Annotated in this window: 10 protein-coding genes; 8 read left to right on the top strand and 2 right to left on the bottom strand. The window is 52.8% G+C overall.

Going from position 1 to position 18,655, the window contains the following annotated elements:
- Positions 1 to 4: 4 nt before the first annotated feature.
- On the bottom strand, positions 5 to 790 hold the full coding sequence (locus FJ147_00690) for a serine/threonine-protein phosphatase (GenBank protein MBM4254394.1): 786 nt from the start codon (positions 788 to 790) through the stop codon (positions 5 to 7).
- Positions 791 to 1,018: 228 nt separating this feature from the next.
- Positions 1,019 to 2,542 (bottom strand): transporter, encoded by a 1,524-nt coding sequence (locus tag FJ147_00695; protein ID MBM4254395.1) that lies wholly within the window; start codon positions 2,540 to 2,542, stop codon positions 1,019 to 1,021.
- 452 nt (positions 2,543 to 2,994) lie between these two features.
- Between FJ147_00695 and FJ147_00700 the strand changes: the two genes are divergently transcribed.
- From FJ147_00700 to FJ147_00735, 8 genes are all read left to right on the top strand, one after another.
- Entirely contained in the window at positions 2,995 to 4,374 is a 1,380-nt protein-coding gene (locus FJ147_00700; protein MBM4254396.1) for a hypothetical protein, read from the top strand.
- Between the two features lie 233 nt (positions 4,375 to 4,607).
- Positions 4,608 to 5,216, top strand: coding sequence for a hypothetical protein (locus FJ147_00705; protein MBM4254397.1), 609 nt, complete (start codon positions 4,608 to 4,610; stop codon positions 5,214 to 5,216).
- Between the two features lie 25 nt (positions 5,217 to 5,241).
- Positions 5,242 to 7,407, top strand: a complete 2,166-nt coding sequence (locus FJ147_00710; GenBank protein MBM4254398.1) for a hypothetical protein — start codon at positions 5,242 to 5,244, stop codon at positions 7,405 to 7,407.
- Positions 7,408 to 7,684: 277 nt separating this feature from the next.
- The gene (locus tag FJ147_00715; GenBank protein MBM4254399.1) at positions 7,685 to 8,950 is read left to right on the top strand and encodes a hypothetical protein; all 1,266 of its coding nucleotides are present in this window, start codon (positions 7,685 to 7,687) and stop codon (positions 8,948 to 8,950) included.
- A gap of 167 nt (positions 8,951 to 9,117) precedes the next feature.
- Positions 9,118 to 10,812, top strand: coding sequence for a hypothetical protein (locus tag FJ147_00720; GenBank protein MBM4254400.1), 1,695 nt, complete (start codon positions 9,118 to 9,120; stop codon positions 10,810 to 10,812).
- A 63-nt stretch (positions 10,813 to 10,875) separates the two neighbouring features.
- Entirely contained in the window at positions 10,876 to 12,864 is a 1,989-nt protein-coding gene (locus FJ147_00725; GenBank protein ID MBM4254401.1) for a hypothetical protein, read from the top strand.
- 13 nt (positions 12,865 to 12,877) lie between these two features.
- Positions 12,878 to 16,759 (top strand): hypothetical protein, encoded by a 3,882-nt coding sequence (locus FJ147_00730; protein MBM4254402.1) that lies wholly within the window; start codon positions 12,878 to 12,880, stop codon positions 16,757 to 16,759.
- A 5-nt stretch (positions 16,760 to 16,764) separates the two neighbouring features.
- Entirely contained in the window at positions 16,765 to 18,177 is a 1,413-nt protein-coding gene (locus FJ147_00735) for a hypothetical protein (GenBank protein ID MBM4254403.1), read from the top strand.
- Positions 18,178 to 18,655 lie beyond the last annotated feature (478 nt).

Consider the following 18,655-nt stretch of genomic DNA (forward strand, 5'->3'; position numbering starts at 1 on the left):
CGAGTTAGCCAGCTACGGTTGGATCTTCAATGTACGACAGAATGATGATCGTACTGTTATCTCGGCCCCCACGTTCATTGGCGAGATTGACCAGCGCATCACACGATTTTTCGAAATCTGGAGCGGTCTCGTTAATGATACGAAGCATGTCGCTATCTTCAACCACCCCATGAATCCCGTCACTACACAAGAGGTAAATATCTCCGGATTGGGGCCGTTCGAGCCGCACTGAAGGTTGGACAAGTGGACTCACCCCAACGGCTTGTGTCAACACATGACGGTGCGGAAATGTCTTGACTTCTGTTGGTCCGATTTTGCCTTCACGGAGTAACTGCTGCACAAGCGAATGATCTTCCGTGAGGAGCTCAATCGTACCATCACGAACGCGATAGACGCGAGAATCGCCAACATGACAAATCCCGGCAACGCTTTCGTGCTCATCAAACAAGACAGCAGCCACCGTTGTCCCCATGCCATTGAGGGCCGGGTCCTGCTGGCTCATCTCGAAAACTTTGTTATTTGCTCCCTGGATTGCGAGGAAAAGACGACGACCAGCGACCGACGACCAGCCATTCTCGGTTGTGATGGGCGTCAGATCTTCTCCCTCAGTTTCCTGGAGAACCCCATGCATCGTTTCTACAGCTAAGGCACTTGCGCGCTCTCCCCCGAGATGCCCCCCCATCCCATCCGCCACGATATAAAACGCCGCCTCGGGAAAGAATCCGGAGGAGTCCTCGTTTTTCACACGCACCTTACCCGTGTCGGTTTTAACTGCGCCACAGATGGACACGGAACGCTCCTTTCACAACAATACCAGTATTTTTGAGGAATCGGCTGTTTCTATCCTTTTTTTTAGCCCCCTCAGTCAGTTTTAGCAAATACATTTTACTCTTTGCAAAATAAGAGATTTTTCATACCACAGAAGGTCCCATACACTAAGTACAAACACGGAGTCTGTAGTAGCGCGTGCCATGCGCACAAATTATGACGCTGAATGGCAGCGTGCACGCAGCGCCCGCTACACTGTGGAGCTTTGGCTTCTATCTTCTCTACCGTCAAACGTATACCCCATCCCCCCAGATGGAATAAAATCAGCCCGGAAGCCATCGTCATTAAGAGGCATAATAGCGCCAAAAAAGATTGACCCCGAGACCCCCAACACGTAACGCAGACCAAAAGAGATGTCGATGACATCATTGCGTTTGAACTTAAAGGGAAAACGGAAGGGAGGGCTGTCGCCGAGGGTACAGGGGTTCGCTTGTGAGCACGATGAAGCCGGACGGGAGAGAGAAAATCCGGCAAGCCCACTGCCTTTGCCAGGTTGCAGCCGACCAAAATCGCTCCTGCCAATAATATCGATCCCCGCGCCGAGCCGTTTCCATACAAGCGCGGCAACACCGACAGAGTAGAGGAATGCACTGCGATCCATATTCTTAGTGTTAAAATCCACCCCCAGATTCACATGTGGTTCAATGCGATCCCACATCACTTGCGACAAATAAATAAACGGGCTTACGTGCGTTTCACCGGTACCATGAAAGTTGTCCTCGTCTCCACTCGGGAGGCGCAGTTCCAAGCCCGCTGCGGCACCACCTTGTTCCCCACCCCAGAGCCGGTATTTCGTTCGCAGCGAAATATCACCGACCCCGGTCGCACTTCCCGCCACCTTGGTTAATGTTCGTCGTCCGCGATTGGCAGCAAAAAAGCGGGCTTGGGTCAGGTCAACTGGTTGGAGAGAAGAATTGAGTAACGCAAGGTTGACATTCCCTTGTCGGTCGACATTCGACACGAGAAACGCATCGGCCGTTATAGCTACGGGAATGAGATCATGGCGCACCCGTAAGAAGGTATTCACTATGGGGATAGAAATGCCAACGTCCCAGTTCTCCGTGAGTCCGTAGCGGAAGGTAGGCACGGCCAGATGCGTCTGAATATGCATCCGGGTGCGGACCGAAGAAAGTCCAAGGGCAGCAATCCTCAGCAACGATCCATCATCGAGAAATCGCCCGCACAGTGGATCAAGGAACAACGGCAATCCAGCCGTAGATGGGCAAAACGCTTCGAGCAGTAATGGACTACGCTTGTTCTGCAAGCTCCCGCCGTTGACGTCATCCAAACCGACATAGGAATAGCCAATACCGAAGTTGAGTTGCCCTTTCCCAAGGGTGAGCGCGCGCTCGCTAAAAAGGGGACCAGGCACACTGGTGGAGCGTTCAAACACACTCAACGAGGGGATGTAACGATAACTGAAAGCAGGGGCAACTGACGCCAGTGGGGATTGTTGCGTCACAGCTTGCGCAACTGCAGCGGAAAGCGCTGGAGCTAACCCCTGCCCTGCGGTGGAGAAGGCAAAAAAATCCGCCCTTCCATCAGCGGCAGTAGGGAATACCAGGTTCGTAATCAGGAGTGGATTTCGTGGAATCAGATCAAACCCTTCACCGAGCACCGTTGTTAAGTTGCGTGCCTCACTCCGCGACCACGCCCCCCACGCAACTATTTGCACCACAATGAGAACGATCACACAGCGGTTGAAACATTTCATACGATTGCACCTCCAGAGAAGACTCACATTCCCCGCACTCAATCAGAACAGCAGACTGGCACACCGGAATTAGCACCCTGAACAAAGTGAAGGGTCTCTCAGAGAGATTCTTCGCTGCGCTCAGAGAATGACACACTCGAAAGGTCAGAGCGTAAAGTGTACGCATACCCCCTGTTTCGATTTTCGCGAGCCCAACATAAGCGTAATCAAACTGTATAATCCCCTTCGTCAAGAAGAAAGGTCGTACCGCACACGATAGGGCTACGTCAATCGGTAGAGTTTGTGTGGAATTTTTATGGATTTTTCTTGTATAGCCAAATACTCTTGACGGTAGGAACGTAAGTAGGATAGTTACAGGAAGTTACTCACTCGGGGTGCCATTCGCCTTCGCTCGACAATTTTGTTACGATCACATCCTGTTGCGCCGTCTGCCGTTTGGAAGGAGGAGGAGCATGAAGAAAATACTGTTGGCTATCGGGGTGGTGCTCGGCGCTGTACTTCTCACCGCTCCGGCGTTTGCTCGCAACTTACGGTCCTCATTGGAGAACTCCCTCTTTGGTGGCTCACAATCGATTTTTCTTACTGTTCGCAACCAGGCATTTTTCACTGGTTCTGATTTGCCCGACTCGCTCGTATTACTTTCGGCGGACCGCAACTCCAAAAGTTTTGGTCGACCGATCCAAACTGCAGGCCCTGGCGGTATCGCCCGCCTTTTTTCGCGCGGCTTGAGCGGAAACATCCTCACTGAGAGTGCAGTAATTCCGCTTCCCTCTGGGAGTGCGGGTTTTGAATATACGTTTAACCCGACCTTGAGTGTGTTCGAGCGGAGTTCGATTGGACTCGGTGCCATCTTTAGTGAGCGCGTGAATACCCTCGGGAAAGGGGTGTTCGCTTTTGGAGTCTCTTATGTTCGACAAGACTTCGACACCTTCAACGGACAGCCATTGTCGCGATTACAGTTAAATAACAAGCTGTTTCCTGGTCAAGATTCCCTCGGCCCCTTTTTAGACACCGGCATTGTCCAAGGACAAGTCAATCTCAAGGTCAAAACCAATTCCGTCGCTATCTACGGCATTTACGGGATCACCGATTGGATCGATGTGAGCCTCTTACTACCACTCACGGAGATCTCGTTACGCGCGAGGTCGACACTGCAGCAGGGCAGTCAGACACTCCGAGATGACTTTGCAGCGTTCCTGCCAGATCCACGGTGCGGCATCGATCGCGCCAAAGCCAACCAATGCCGCATTTCTGATTTTATTATTCTCCGTGGCTCACCAAGGGAAGGCGTGGGTACTCGTTTTTCATTCCTTCAACGGACCCAGCGCAACACCGTCGATAAGAGCCGCTTTGGGGTGGGAGATTTGCTGATCCGAGCAAAAGCGCGGTTGCTGGACAGTTACTGGGGATCATTCGGGAGTTTAGCCGAGCTGACTTTTCCTACTGGGAATAAGAACAATTTTCTTGGCGACGATGCCTTCAAAGCGCGCTTTTTGATCCTCTATTCGAAGAACTTGTTTGCCAATCGCCTCAATTTTCATCTCAACGGTGGTGGAAAGATTACAACCCAATCATCCAACAAAAACACGCTCGAATACGCTACTGCCGTCGATTTCATGGTTACGCCTCGCTTCTCGTTAGTAGCAGAAATGTTGGGTTCGTGGCGTGTGGACCCGGAAGGATTGCCGCGTCATTTCTTGGATGGAGCCTTTGGTTTTAAGGTGAATCCGTTTGCGGGTCTCATCCTCAACGCCAGCTTCCGTCTTCCCGTTACCAATGACGGACTCCGCTCCGATCTCGTCTATCTGGCGGGATTGGAGTACGACTTTTAAAAATACTTTTTAGTTAAGTTGAGGCATTACCCTCACCCGTACTCGCTCCGCTCGTACTGCCCTCTCCCTGGCAGGGAGAGGGATAGGGTGAGGGTCGTAAGTGGAGGTCCTATGGTAGGTTCAATCGCAAATTGCTCTAGCCTTTGCCATTTTCCCTTTCTGGGGCCCCGCCTTTGCGGGAATGACATGGGAGACAATCTACGACAAACAAGATCGCACCAAGGAGAACGCTCATGAAGAACACTCTGCGACTCTTAGGCTCTTTCCTAACCGCGCTGCTGTTCGTGACTCGTACCGACGCCGTCATGGTCACGCCGTTCAACATCGAAGAACTGACGCAACGCGCGGACAAAGTCTTTGTCGGCACCTGTACCAAGGTCTCCCGCAGCGTGAACGCGCAGGACATTCCAGTGCTGGAAGTCACGTTCACTGTGACCGAAGCTGTGAAAGGCGACGTCGGTCAAACAGTCACCTTCCAGCAACTTGACCCCCAAGGGCAGAGCCTGCCGACAACAAAACCACACCCAGACGAACGCATCAGTGAAGCGCCTCTGGGTATTTTCTCTGCGGCCAAGATTGCTGGCCTACCAACCTACAGTGTAGGCGAAGAAGCGGTGGTGTTTCTTGCCGCACCAGGCAAGCTCGGGTTAACCACACCGATTGGCCTCACTCAAGGGAAGTTACCAGTGACTACGCTTGCCTCTGGTCAAAAAGTCGTCACCAACAGCAGCTTACGCAAAAGCGCTCTCACCGACAGTGCTCTCCCAGAGCCTGGCAAGGAAGCACGGTATGAACGCTTCTTGACTGTTCTACGCACGATCGCAGGCTCACGGCAGCAGTAAGGAGAACCATAAAAGGAGAACGCACATGCAAAAAATACTGAGGCTCTTAGGCGCTTTCTGGACTGCCTTGCTACTGCTGGTCCTGAACCTTTGCACTCTGCTCAGCCAAGCCCATGCTGGAGCACCGTTGTTTTACAATGAATCCACTGGGCAACCCTTTTCCTGGGTTGATGGCCGTGCCTTCTATGTGGTGGAGACTGGCGATCTCGGTACAATTGGTAATCTTCAGGCAAGAGAGATCGTCGACCGCGCATTTCAGCGCTGGGTGACCCTTCCAGGGGTGGTCCTACAGGCCGACAATTTAGAACGCATTCTCCCTCCCCTTCCACCTGCCGTACTCGCGCCGTTCCAACGTGATCTCACAATCGAGGACTTCACTACCATGGTGCCATGTCAAGTTTTTGGGAGCGACGGTCCTGATCGTCAGCGTACTCGTTTCGCTTGTGATGTCCGCAAAGCGTGCCTCGATCAAAATCTTATAAACTGCCCCAGTCCCATTGTCTTCGACAACGATGGACAAATCATCGAGCTTATATTCGGAAAAGATAGCGGGGTCGTTGGTGTTTCTGGTCCCGAATTATTCATCCCGTCCGCAAGTGCTATCATTGGCGGCTCTGCAGTGATCAATGGCGCCGAGTTTACTGCTAAAGCTGAGCAGGCACGGATAGCAAATGAACCAGCTGATACCAATGTAAATTTTCTTGAAAGCGTGCTGGTCCATGAGATCGGTCATTTCCTTGGTATCGGCCATGGATCGGTGAACGGCGACACCGCCCTCTTGAATCCTTCAGTGCGCCGCCTGGCCACACAAGTAGCACCGGTAGCCCCAAGCACACTCATCTTTGCACCCGTCGATCAATTGTCGGCAGTCAATGCCATCCACGTTGAGACAATGTATCCTACGCTCCTGAGCGGTAACCAGTTCAGCACTCCAGAACGCGATGATGAAAGTGCACTGGCAACACTGTACCCCTGCACCCCTAAGGCTGCAGCCAGTCAGCGCTGCTCGCGCCCGACCTCGTCGACCGGAACGATTGCCGGTCGTGTCTTCATCCCCGATCCGAACATGCCTGGTCAGTTGAAACCCGCACAAGGCGTCTTGGTTGTTGCCCGGAAAATCGATCCAGGAGACACGTTTGGCAGTTTGCGCGAAGCAGTTTCGCAGATCACAGGCAGTTCTTTTGCCCCAAGCCGCTGTAATGGTGTCCTTTTCAGTGACGACAACAACGACAACCAACCTGGTGCTGATGAAGTGCAGTTTCGTGGCCTCTTCGGCGCATGCTCGCGAAACGATGACCCATTCGGCGCTGGAGTAGAGGAGTGTAAAACGCAATTGAACGGGAAATTTCCTTCGGCTGCCTATCGTTTCCGCGGCTTCTGCGGCTTCTTGAAGCTTGGCTTCGGCTTGCCCCGCCCAGTGGGAGCACCAGAAGAAAATACGTATACGTTGGCAAACCTCACTCCTGGCAAGTACCTGATCCACGCTACCCCGGTTTTTCAAGGCGGATTTTCATCTCCGGTGCGCAGCACTTCAGGGCTCATTGGCTTAACCGGTCAGTTAGATCCTGTGATCAACACGGATGACAACACCAAGTTTGCCTTCTTTCCCAACCCACAGATCGGTGAATTCTACAACGGTCCGATAACAGGCTGTGGTTCCGACATCACTGTCTGTGGGGACGAAAAGCCGAACGCCACCGATAACCCTTTTGTATACTCGTTGATCGATGTCAAACCCGGAGAGCGAGTCAGCAACATCAATATTTTGATGAACACGTCGGAAGTGGACTTTTTACGCGATCCTGGCTTTCAGCTGTGCACCGTCGGAGATGTCAACAGCGACAAGTTGGTCAATCGGGACGACGTGCTCGCGGTACTCAAAGAAACAGACAAGTCCGAGAGAGGGAAGAAGTTCAACCAGAAGGCTGATCTGAATCAGGATGGGAAAGTCACGTTTTTTGACGTCGATCTCATCACCGACGTTGTGACCCTTCCCCGTCTCACACCTGACGCCACGCAGCAAGAATTGAAACGAGCGATTGCCCCATTCGATGCTATTTGCCGCGCGGCGGCAAGCGGCGATTGCGCAATCGAAGCCCCAGCCTCGGATATTCAGGAGGACGGCAAAGCAAGCGAAGCGACCTGCACCCGGGCAAAAGAACTTGGCTGTCGCGTGATCGACTGTCCGTAACCGTTGTACCAGGGCATCCCCGTAGTTGTTCACGTGAGGGCCAGGCAGTTCCTGAGCCCTCTTTTTTTCTTCGTTCGCCTCGTTTCATAAAATTCCATAAAAATTCTCAGAAGGGAAACCGAAAGCCACGAGACTTTTTGCACGCAGGATGATAGGAGCTGGAAGCGCTAGAGAAAAAGAGCTGTTGACCCTTGCATCACGGATTGTATTTGTGTGACAATCTTCCCCAGGGGGCTGCTCATCACTACCTGTCGTCGCTTCTGTGCAGCAATGGAATATGAGACACTTGCTTTTTGCCTTGGTGTGCGCCGTTACGATGGTCTGGGGCTCAGTGGTCATCGCACAAGATGACAAAGGCTCTCAGACCGCTCTTCCTGTATCCACTGCTCATGAGTTGTTTGGCAAGCAGTGTGGGCTGTGTCACGAACCGTTCAAAGGAGCCCCGGAACAACTGTGCATCAAGTGTCATGCGGGCCCACTGCATGCCGCAACACAGACCGTGACCCCACCGTGCATTTCTTGCCACGTCGAACACAAAGAACAGAAAAAGCTCGCGGCGGTGACCAACGAACAGTGCGTGACCTGCCATAAAGACCTGAAGGTAAAAGATAGTGCGCCAACCTTTGCGAAAAAAGTCACGAGCTTCGCGAGCGATCACCCTGAGTTTGCCATTTCACTCAAAAGTGGCATCGGGATAAAACGGGTACGCCTGAACGAAGCAGGTGGGAACCAAAGTGACCGCACGACATTGACGTTCCCCCATGATGAACATCTTAAAGCGGACCTCAAAAGCCCCAAGGGTCAGGTGACATTAGCGTGTAAAGATTGCCATGCCACGGCAGATGACGGGAAACAAATTGCTCCGATCGTCTATGAAAAGCACTGCAAAAGCTGCCATGAATTGGTGTTCCCTGGCATGCAGAACAATCGGCCTGCACCTCACGCTGAGCCCTCCATCGTGCACGGTTTCTTAGTCGTAACCTTTGCAGAACGGCGGGCGGATACTCCTCCCCCCTCCCCTTCTACTCCGCCGCTGCTCCTTTCTCCTGGGCGGCTCACGCGACCGGTGGAATCGGTGTCACCTGTAGTGACGGCCCCGACTTCAGGCCAGTCGGTGGCTGCGGCAGAAAAACATTTGTACACGATCACCTGCAATTTCTGCCATGCGGTAGAAAATCCGCAGGCACGCATTCCGACCATTGCACGCGTTGCTATTCCGAAGGTGTGGCTCCCTTATGGCCTCTATCCCCATAGAGATCACCGACTGTTAGAGTGCGCCGCATGTCATACCGATATGGCGAAGAGCAAATCCGCGAAAGACGTCAACCTGCCCAGCATTAAAGTCTGCCAACAGTGTCATCGCGCGGATGTACAAGTGGCGACGGCCACCTCGTCGTCGCAACACACTGCGACGACGAATTGTGTTTCCTGCCATCTGTATCACGATAAGACGAAAGATATCGATTGGTTAGGGAATTTCACCGTGCAGCGAGTCTTAACTGAAGGAGACGACCCCAAAGCAGTAGGGCAAACGAAAAAATAGTAAGCGCAAGAGTTCACGGAACACTTTCGACTCTTCATTCTCGACAACCACACTTCAGGCAATTCCCTGAGTGCTCCACAGGCCGAGTTGACCGACTTTACGACAGTTCACCACTTGTGCTACTCTACGTTGATCAGCGCATCGGGTGGGTAGGAAGGACAACACGTATGCTGAGAATACGACTCTCGACTGGAGTGCTATTTGTACTGCTTTCTGTATCTAGCTTCAGTCTCCCCTCTTTTACAGCCGCACAGGCGTGTAACCCAGCAACCCCTCCGCTGTGCGCTAGTGAGGTCCAGGCTATTATTGACACAGCCATCGCGGTCACTGACCAGCCTCTGGTCGTGGCTGTCGTCGATCGGGTCGGGAATCCGCTCGCAGTATTCCGTAAGAGTGGAGCGCCGACACAGGTTGCAGGAAACTTCTCGGGTGAGGCGTTGCTCAGTAATCCACGCTATGACGCTGCAGAAGTTGCGCTTTCTCTTGCGCGAACAGGAGCGTTTTTTAGCCACAACCAAGCACCACTGTCATCGCGTACCGTCCGCTTCATCAGCGGCATCCATTTTCCCCCTGCAGTCAGATTCACTCCCAACGCCGCCTTGTACGGCATCGAAAATACCAATCGCGGGTGTGAATTTAACGCCACGTTTAATGACGGCAAAGAGGTTCCGCGTGCCAAGGCACTCAGTGGTCTCTCGTGCAATAGTAGTGATCGTCGTGGCTGTAGTCTTGGTATTACCACAGGAAAATTGAATTTCTTTGACAAAGACCCTGTCGACGAAGACATCGTCGCCGTCAATGGCGGCGGCATTCCCTTATTCAAAGGCAACACCGCTGTAGGCGGAGTCGGGGTCGTCGGAAATTTTTCTCCCAATCTCAATGCATCGAATGATTTCGCTGAACTGGTCGCTTTCCTCGCTGCCTTTCAGCCGAAGAAGACGGGCGTGCTTCCCGTACCTGCATTTTTTGTCAGAGATTTGCGCGAGCGTGTGTTCATTGATGGGATTCGACTCCCATTCGTGAATCGCGATGTGGCCAATCTCGCTGTCAAAGGTAAACTGCCCAAAGCGATCAACCCAGACCCAGCTCCAACTGGAGAACTCATCTTCCCTGCGCAAGGTGGTCCGCGCGACGGTCAGTGTTTTGATCGCGACGAGAATAATGGTGTGTGTCGCGCTGCGCCTGAAGGGTATTTGATTGGCCCCAAAGCTGGCTCGAAACTCTCGGTCGAGGAAGTCGACCGCATCGTACAGAATTCGCTGCGGACCGCAAATGAGACACGCGCCGCCATCCGTTTTCCACGTGGGCAAAAAACCAAGATGATGATCTCGGTGGCTGATGTAGATGGTAGTCTCCTTGCCGTCTTCCGCATGCCGGATGCGACAATTTTTAGCATTGATGTGGCAACGGCCAAGTCACGCAATGTGATCTATTTTAGTGGTGCTGACGCTAATGTCCGAGATGACCTTCCTGGGGTACCGCAAGATACGTCCATTAGTAATCGCACGCTCAGTTTCGGCAGCCAACCCCTCTATCCACCTGGCATCGATACCGGTGGCGAAGGACCATTTTTCCGCTCTTTATATATCCCAGACACCATCACCCCGTGTACACAAGGAACACAGGCGCCGAATCCGAATCAGAGTGGCATTGTCTTCTTCCCAGGGAGTCTGCCGTTATACAGGAACGGAGAGATTATCGGTGGTCTGGGAATCAGTGGTGACGGAGTTGAACAAGATGACTTTGTCACGGCTGCGGGAGCAGTTGGATTCGAACCACCGGATAAGATCCGAGCGGATCAGTTCTTTATTCGGGGTGCCCGTCTCGCCTATCTCAAGTTCCCAAGAAACGCCACGAAATAAGGTCATGTCACTAGCTGTGGGGAAATGAGGGGGGTCGTCATGCGTACAAGCACATTCAGAAAAATGAAACGGAAGCGAGCATTGATTGCAGCCCTTTCGCTTCTCATCGTCACTGCGACCCACCAGAGCTGGGGCGCAGAGGCTGGAACACCCACACTCGCGATCAATCGCGGCTTACCAATCTACACGTCCGATGTGTCTCCTCGTCTTCACGGTACGTCGACCGCGCCCCAAGGGTCACGCGTTATAGCGGTGATCGGGAAGACCACCGCCTCGACGATCGTGCTCCCTGGAGGCACCTGGATTATCGATTGGCCGGAACGGCTCGCACCGGGCAATTACAAACTGACAGTGACGGTGAGTGACGTACAAGGAGCGAGTTCGAGCGCGGTACAAACTGTCACCATCAGTCCTCCAGGCACTGCGGTTCGGCGCCCGCTCCTCTCCCCTCCCGATGAGTTCAAACCCGTGCCGCTGGAGGAATCCGCAGAGGCAGAGTTCCAAGCCACAACAGACCGCTGGCGTATTACCCCGCCACCGTACGAAGTGAACGTCAAAGGCAGTCTGTGGGATCCCTATAATCAGAACGTCTTGAAAGGCGACTATCCGATCTGGGGAACACAAGATGTGTTTTTGAACCTTACTGGTGCCTGGGATACGCTGACCGAGGTCCGCAAGACACCGGTCCCAAGCGGCCCTAGTAGTGAACGCCCAGGCAGCGCACAGTTCCTTGGCAACGACACCCAATTCCTCCTGAATCAGAATTTCATTTTGTCGGCGGATCTGTTCAAGGGCGATACCGCTTTCAAACCGTTTGATTGGCGCGCGAAATTCACTTTCATTGGCAACCTTAACTATGCGTTAGTCGAAGAGCGCGGCGCCCTCTTCCCTGGCGTACGAAGAGGCACGACCCGCACCGACGGGCACCCAGCTTTACAAGAAGCCTTTGTGGAAGCCAAATTGGCCGACCTCAGCCCCAATTACGATTTCATTTCGATACGCGCAGGTATTCAGCCGTTTAACAGCGATTTCAAGGGCTTCGTCTTTTCCGATACGACCCTCGGGGTGCGGTTGTTTGGCAATTACAATAACAATTTAGATCAATACAACCTGGTGTATTTTGATCGGTTGGAGAAAGATACCAACAGCGGATTGAACCGCTATCGTCTGCGTGACCAAAAACTCTTGATTGCCAACTACTACCGGCAAGATTTTCTCGTGAAAGGGTACACGACCCAGTTTAGTGTCCATCATCTGTGGGAAGGGAAATCATTTCACTTCGATCAAAATGATTTCTTAGTACGCCCAGACCCAGTGGGATCCTTTCGCCCACATTCCCTCAATGCGACATATTTAGGCTGGACCAGTTTTGGCCACTATGAACGCATCAATATCGACTCGGCCTTCTACTATGTTCTTGGGCGCGACACGCGTAACCCCATTGCCGGTCGTAGTATTAACATTGCCGCGTATATGGGTGCCCTCGAACTCTCGATTGATCGCGATTGGTTACGTCCGAAGATTTCGTATTTCCACGCTTCTGGTGACGGTGACCCTCTCGACGGCAGAGGGACTGGTTTTGACGCAATTTTTGACAACCCAGCTTTTGCTGGCGGCGGATTCAGCTACTGGAACCGCCTCGGCGTGAAACTCACCGGCACCGGCGTCAATCTCGTCAATCGCGGCAGCCTGCTACCTGATCTACGGAGTAGCAAAGATGAAGGACAGCCCAATTTCGTCAATCCCGGTATTCACCTGTTCAACGTCGGCCTCGACACCGAGTTCACTCCAAAAGTCAAAGGCATCTTTAATGTGAACTACATGGTCTTCGACACAACCAAACCGCTCAAGTTTCTGCTGTTTCAGAAGCGGGTCGGAGACGAGCTTGGGTGGGATTTCAGTGCAGGGTTACGATACCGGCCGTATCTTAATAACAACGTCATCATTCTTGTTGGAACGGCGGTGTTTCTCCCCGGCGGTGGGTTCCGTGATATTTATGGCCAGGGGTCAGCGCAGTTCCACGGTTTTAGCAACGTTATTTTGACATTCTAAGGAGAGATTGGGGATGCTATCGCCATCACAATCCTGGTTCCTGCGGTCAGGAGGGGGTTTAGCGCTCGCTGCGATCCTCATTTCATTTGTTACCCTCATCGCCTGGACTCCATCGTCAGGCGAACAAGCAGTCAGTACAGGTTCTTCTCCAAAGAAGGCCGAACAATCTGCATTGATGCTGCAAACGCAAGCCGAAGCCGACCAAAAGAGTGCAGGTTGCTTGAGTTGTCACCAGGGTATCGAGCCCATGCATCTCTCATCAGTGGTGCGCTTGGGATGTACGGACTGTCATGGCGGCAATAGTCAACCCAGCATTGCTCCTGGCAGCGCAAAAGACGCAGCGGCATACGAAGACGTAAAAAAACAAGCGCATGTCCACCCCCGCCATCCTGAATTCTGGCAAAGGGATGGAAAGCCAACGTCATCCAACCCAGAGCATACGTATACGCGTCTGCTCCGCGAGTCTCCCGAGTTCGTTCGCTTTATCAATCCTGGTGATTTACGCATCGCCGATGAAACCTGCGGCTCATGTCATCAAGCTCAAGTGAATGCGACCAAGAAAAGCCCCATGACCACAGCTTCCGTGTTCTGGGCAGCGGCTGGATACGCGAACGGCATCATTTCTACCAAGCGTGCGATCGTTGGTGAGGCCTACACTCGCGATGGGGAAGCCGCTTCCATCAAGGTAAAGAATCCTTCTACGGCAGAACAAAAACAAGAAGAGACATATAATCCCATCCTCAATGCGTATGAAAAGAAATTAAAAGCCGAACGTGATTTTCTGCTTCCCCTTCCGCGCTGGGAAACGCTGCAGCCAGGAGATAATTTCCGCGCATTCGAAGATGGCGGCCTCCTGCAACCTTCTGCTTTTCCTGAAATTGGCAGCCCGAATTTAGGCGACGATTCTGGGAAGCCAGATATCCGTTTGAGCAACCGCGGACCAGGAACCGGGTTACGCGTCAGCATTCCCGTCCTCAACATTCACAAGACTCGTCTGAATGACCCGCACTTGTCTTTTATGGGCACCAATGACCATCCAGGCGATTACCGTTCGAGTGGTTGCACGGGATGTCATGTGATCTATGCGAATGATCGAGATCCCGTGCGTTCTGGCCCATACGCACAGTTTGGTCATCTCGGCAAAAGTTTCACCGCTGACCCGACCATTCCGAAAAATGAGTCCGGTCATCCGATTCGTCACCGCCTTACCCGCGCCATTCCTTCAAGCCAATGCATGGTCTGTCACATGCACCAACCGAACCAGTTCGTTAACACCTACTATGGCTTCAACATGTGGGATTATGAAACTGACGGTGAGATGATGTGGCCTAAGGAGCAGAAAAATCCCACAGAGCAAGAAAAACGCATCAGTCTAGAACACAACCCAGAAGGCGCGGCAGCCCGCGGATTGTGGACTGACCGGAATTTCCTCGCCAATGTGAGCGATTTCAATCCGCAACTCAAACACACCCAGTTCGCTGACTATCATGGTCACGGCTGGGTCTTCAAAGCCGCGTATAAACGAGATCGCAAAGGTAATCTGCTCGACAAAGATGGTAAAGTCGTCCCGTTCGGTGATCCCAAATGGATGAAAAAAGCCGTGCATCTCATGGATATTCACCTTGAGAAAGGCATGCACTGTGTCGACTGTCACTTCACAGTTGATGCACATGGCGGCGGTGGAAAAATTTGGGGTGAATATGCCGATGCCGTCGAAATTGGCTGTGAAGACTGCCACGGCACCAACAAAGCCCGTGCAACGCTGCGAACCACGGGGCCTGCCGCTCCGCTTGGGGGGAGTGACTTGTCTGTAGGCACCACGCCGTTTGGCCAACAGCGCTTTGCCTGGCGCACCGACCCCGTTACCAAGGAACCAATTCTCGTTCAACGTTCAATGGTCAATAAAGGCATGGAATGGGAGGTCCGGCAGATCATTGATAGTATCACTCCTGGGAATCGTCATTACAATGAGAAAGCCCGACTCGCGAAGACGATTCAACGTGACAATAAAACCTGGGGTAATGGCCATGTCGAGGAAGCGAAACTCGCCCACTCGAACGAAAAGATGACCTGCTTCACCTGCCATAGTTCATGGATCACATCGTGTTTCGGCTGTCACCTCCCACAAGAAGCCAACGTCAAGTCCGAACGGTTGCACTATGAAGGCGGTGAAACCAGACAGTACAGTTCCTATAACCCCCAAGTGCTCCGAGAAGACATCTACATGATCGGGATTCACGGCTCTAACAAGAATCACCGTATTGCTCCGGTCCGTTCGTCGAGCGCACTGATCTTGAGTTCAACCAACACCAACCGACAACGCTTTTATATCCAGCAACCCCCGATCTCGACTCCGGGTTATAGCAGCCAGGCGTTTAACACCCATTTCCCTCACACGGTGAGAACGACCGAAACAAAGACCTGCACTGATTGTCATGTCTCTAAGAACAATGACAACAATGCGGTTATGGCCCAGTTGCTCACTTTGGGAACCAACTTCGTCAACTTCATGGGTCGCTTCGCGTGGGTTGCCACCGGCGAAGAAGGATTCGAAGCGATCGGCGTCACCGAGTGGGACGAGCCACAAGCAGTGATTGGCAGCTATCTGCACAAACTCGCCTACCCTGCCAACTACAAAGCGCATCAGGACCATGATTTGGAATTGACGGAATCCCGCCATCATCACGGACGGAGCCAAGTCCTACAGGTCGAAAAACGTGGCGAGTATCTCTACGCTGCCCTTGGCACAAAAGGCATGGAAGCGTTTGACATTGCGAACGTCGACAACAAAGACTTCTCCGAACGGATTGTGACAGCACCAGTCTCACCGCTTGGCCAACGGACCTACATCCGTACCAAGTATGCGACCGCTGTTGCCTTGCCCACCAACATGCCGATTGCACCGTACCGCAAACATGATCCAGATAACGAAGAACAACCCTGGCACTCGCTGTATTACTACGCATATGTCAGCGACCGTGAAGAAGGATTGATCCTCGTCAATGTCAATACGTTGGCCGACCGTGATCCTGCTAACAACTTCTTCGAGCGCGCCCTCACCTTCAATCCTGGCGATGCGCTCAAAGGTGCCGAAACGCTGACAGTAGCTGGAACTTCAGTCTACATTGGTTGTGATCGTGGTTTGGTAGTGGTGGACATTAACGATCCACTCAAGCCGAACATTATTGCTGAGATCCCGCTGTCGAAGCCACGCTCGATCAGCGTGCAGTTCCGTTACGCGTTTGTCACCGATGCAGAAGGACTCAAGGTTATCGACGTTACCAATCCGGCAAGTCCCAAGATTGTGGGACAAGTGGCAATCGAGCATGCCCATAGTGTCTATGTGGCTCGCACCTATGCCTACGTGGCCGCAGGGTCACAGGGTATCGTCGTTGTTGATGTCGAAAAACCAGATAAACCGTTTATCGATCAGGTGTACAACGCCGAGGGGAAAATCAACGATGCCCATGACATCAAAGTCGCATCGACAAATGCAAGCTTGTTCGCCTATGTCGCCGATGGTCACAACGGGTTACGAGTGCTGCAACTGACCTCGCCGGAAACTGTCCCCGGATTCTTAGGATTTAGCCCACGGCCATCGCCACGATTGATTGCCACACGGCACACCCACGGCCCTGCCCTCTTCATCGCCAAGGGTTTAGATCGTGATCGTGCAGTCGATGAAAGTGGCAATCAGGTCAGTATCTTTAACCGCATCGGTGGACGCCCATTCAATATGCATGAGATGCAAAAGCTGTATAAGCGTGACGGCCAGCTCTTCCAGGTCACCGATACTCCTCCAGGGCCGCCGCTCCGGATTGACCGAATAGAAACCAAAGAAGATGGCGGTAAACAAGCTTCCGAGGAAAAAGCAACGATCAAACGCGAGGGTTGAGGGTTATGTTTCGAGAAAACCGAATGGCTCGTTTCATTAGTGCGGTTGTAGCCGCCTCTGTGGTCCTCTCAATGAGCAGCGTGTCGTCGCTCACTGCCCAGGAAGCCGAACCAGCACCGGCGTCTCCACCTCCCACAGAGACAGCTCCTGCAGCAGCGTTAGAAACTCCAACACTGAAGGTTGACCAATACGTTGGCGCCGCAAGCTGTGGCTCAGTGACCTGTCATGGCAGTACCGAGCCGCGGGACCTCTACAAGGTCAAGCAGAACGAATACTTCATTTGGCTCAAGCAAGACCGTCATACGCAGGCATACAATGTGTTGCTGGCTGACAAATCGGTGCGCATTATGCGCAACCTGAAGATCAAGACCAAAGCGCACGAGAGCAAAATCTGCCTAGATTGCCACGCGATGAATGTCCCCAAAAATCTGCAGGCCAATGCGATCGATCTTGCTGAGGGCATTTCGTGTGAATCATGTCACGGTCCGGCTGGTGGTTGGCTCTCTCAACATACAGCGACCGGCTGGACGCATGAACAGTCTGTGAAAGCCGGGATGCGTGATCTGCGTGGATTAGACAGTCGCGCAAAGAATTGCTTAGCATGTCATTTGGGTGATGCAACCAAGACCGTCAACCACGACCTCATTGCTGCAGGTCATCCAGACATGATTTTTGAGCTGGACAACTACACTGCAGTCATGCCACCGCATTGGACCCCGAACACCACCAAAAGCAAAGCGGGTGGCGATATCGAACCCACTGGCGCAAAGGCGTGGGCCGTAGGACAAGCCTCATCATTTCGCGAAGGTATGTTACAGATGGCACGCCGGGCGCGGGCAAATCAGTGGCCAGAATTTGGCGACATGAATTGTTATGCCTGTCATCACTCACTGAAAGATTCAGATTGGCGGCAGCAGCGTGGCTACAAACACAAGACCGGTGGCCCACCGTGGAACCCGGCTCGCTATGCCGTATTGAAACATCTCGTCGCGACCTTCGCTCCGGGCGAGAAAGCACGAGTCGACTCACAGGTTGAGCGCCTCGCCGGGCAGATTGCCCAGCTCAATACTCCACCAGCAAGCGTTGCGGCAACGGCATCAGACCTGGCAACGACCATTGGGCGAGTCATTCCTAGCATTGAAAAAGCGAACTTTGACAATGCGGCAGCCAAACGCATTATCGATCGCATTGCTGGCGATGTACCATATCTCGTTGAATCTGAAGTCCACTCCGTCGAGCAAGCGATTATGGCAATTAACGCCCTGGTCAATGCAATGGCCCGCAACAATCCAGCGATTGTGCAGACGTCACTGGCAAAAGCAATTGACCAACTCTACGACGACGTGAAAGATCGCGAGAACTTCAATCGTAACCAGTTTGGTCAGCATGTCGCTGATTTGCAGAGACAGTTACGATAATTCTTCCCTGCCTCTTACGCGGTACGTTTGGCCCACCGCCTCTCAAACCCTAGATTAAACAACAACAATTCCCTCTCCCTCCGGGAGAGGGCTAGGGTGAGGGAATCCCAGAAAAGCTCCCATCAGAAAATCCCACGGTTCACACCATTCATTTCTCCAGATCTCTATGTGGCGTCTCTACAAACACATGCGCGACCTTGCGCTCTAATACGAAAAAAACTTCAGTATCCGATCCAAGAACTCATGACGGAGTGAGTCCATGTGGCCGTGATGGTCTCCAGTCGTGGGAAGTTCGTCTTGAGACGCCACGCGTTGCGCTTCCAACTGTTGCTGACGAACTGCGAGCACTTCAGTGAGCTTCCGGTAAAGCCGCTTGACACCCGAGGTTGAGAGACAGCAAGAGCTGCTGCGTGGTTGTTCGCACCAAACTCTCACGGCCAGACCGATGCAACGAGCACGAGATGTGAAGCCCTCCAGG

The organism is Deltaproteobacteria bacterium, from assembly GCA_016874775.1.
GTDB lineage: Bacteria > Desulfobacterota > Binatia > Bin18 > Bin18 > VGTJ01.

Excerpts from the sequence above, each read along its gene's own strand:
- FJ147_00695 (MBM4254395.1), bottom strand. The coding sequence starts at position 2,542 with ATGAAATGTTTCAACCGCTGTGTGATCGTTCTCATTGTGGTGCAAATA.
- FJ147_00725 (MBM4254401.1), top strand. The coding sequence starts at position 10,876 with ATGAAACGGAAGCGAGCATTGATTGCAGCCCTTTCGCTTCTCATCGTC.
- FJ147_00720 (MBM4254400.1), top strand. The coding sequence starts at position 9,118 with ATGCTGAGAATACGACTCTCGACTGGAGTGCTATTTGTACTGCTTTCT.
- FJ147_00735 (MBM4254403.1), top strand. The coding sequence starts at position 16,765 with ATGTTTCGAGAAAACCGAATGGCTCGTTTCATTAGTGCGGTTGTAGCC.
- FJ147_00700 (MBM4254396.1), top strand. The coding sequence starts at position 2,995 with ATGAAGAAAATACTGTTGGCTATCGGGGTGGTGCTCGGCGCTGTACTT.
- FJ147_00730 (MBM4254402.1), top strand. The coding sequence starts at position 12,878 with ATGCTATCGCCATCACAATCCTGGTTCCTGCGGTCAGGAGGGGGTTTA.
- FJ147_00710 (MBM4254398.1), top strand. The coding sequence starts at position 5,242 with ATGCAAAAAATACTGAGGCTCTTAGGCGCTTTCTGGACTGCCTTGCTA.
- FJ147_00705 (MBM4254397.1), top strand. The coding sequence starts at position 4,608 with ATGAAGAACACTCTGCGACTCTTAGGCTCTTTCCTAACCGCGCTGCTG.
- FJ147_00715 (MBM4254399.1), top strand. The coding sequence starts at position 7,685 with ATGAGACACTTGCTTTTTGCCTTGGTGTGCGCCGTTACGATGGTCTGG.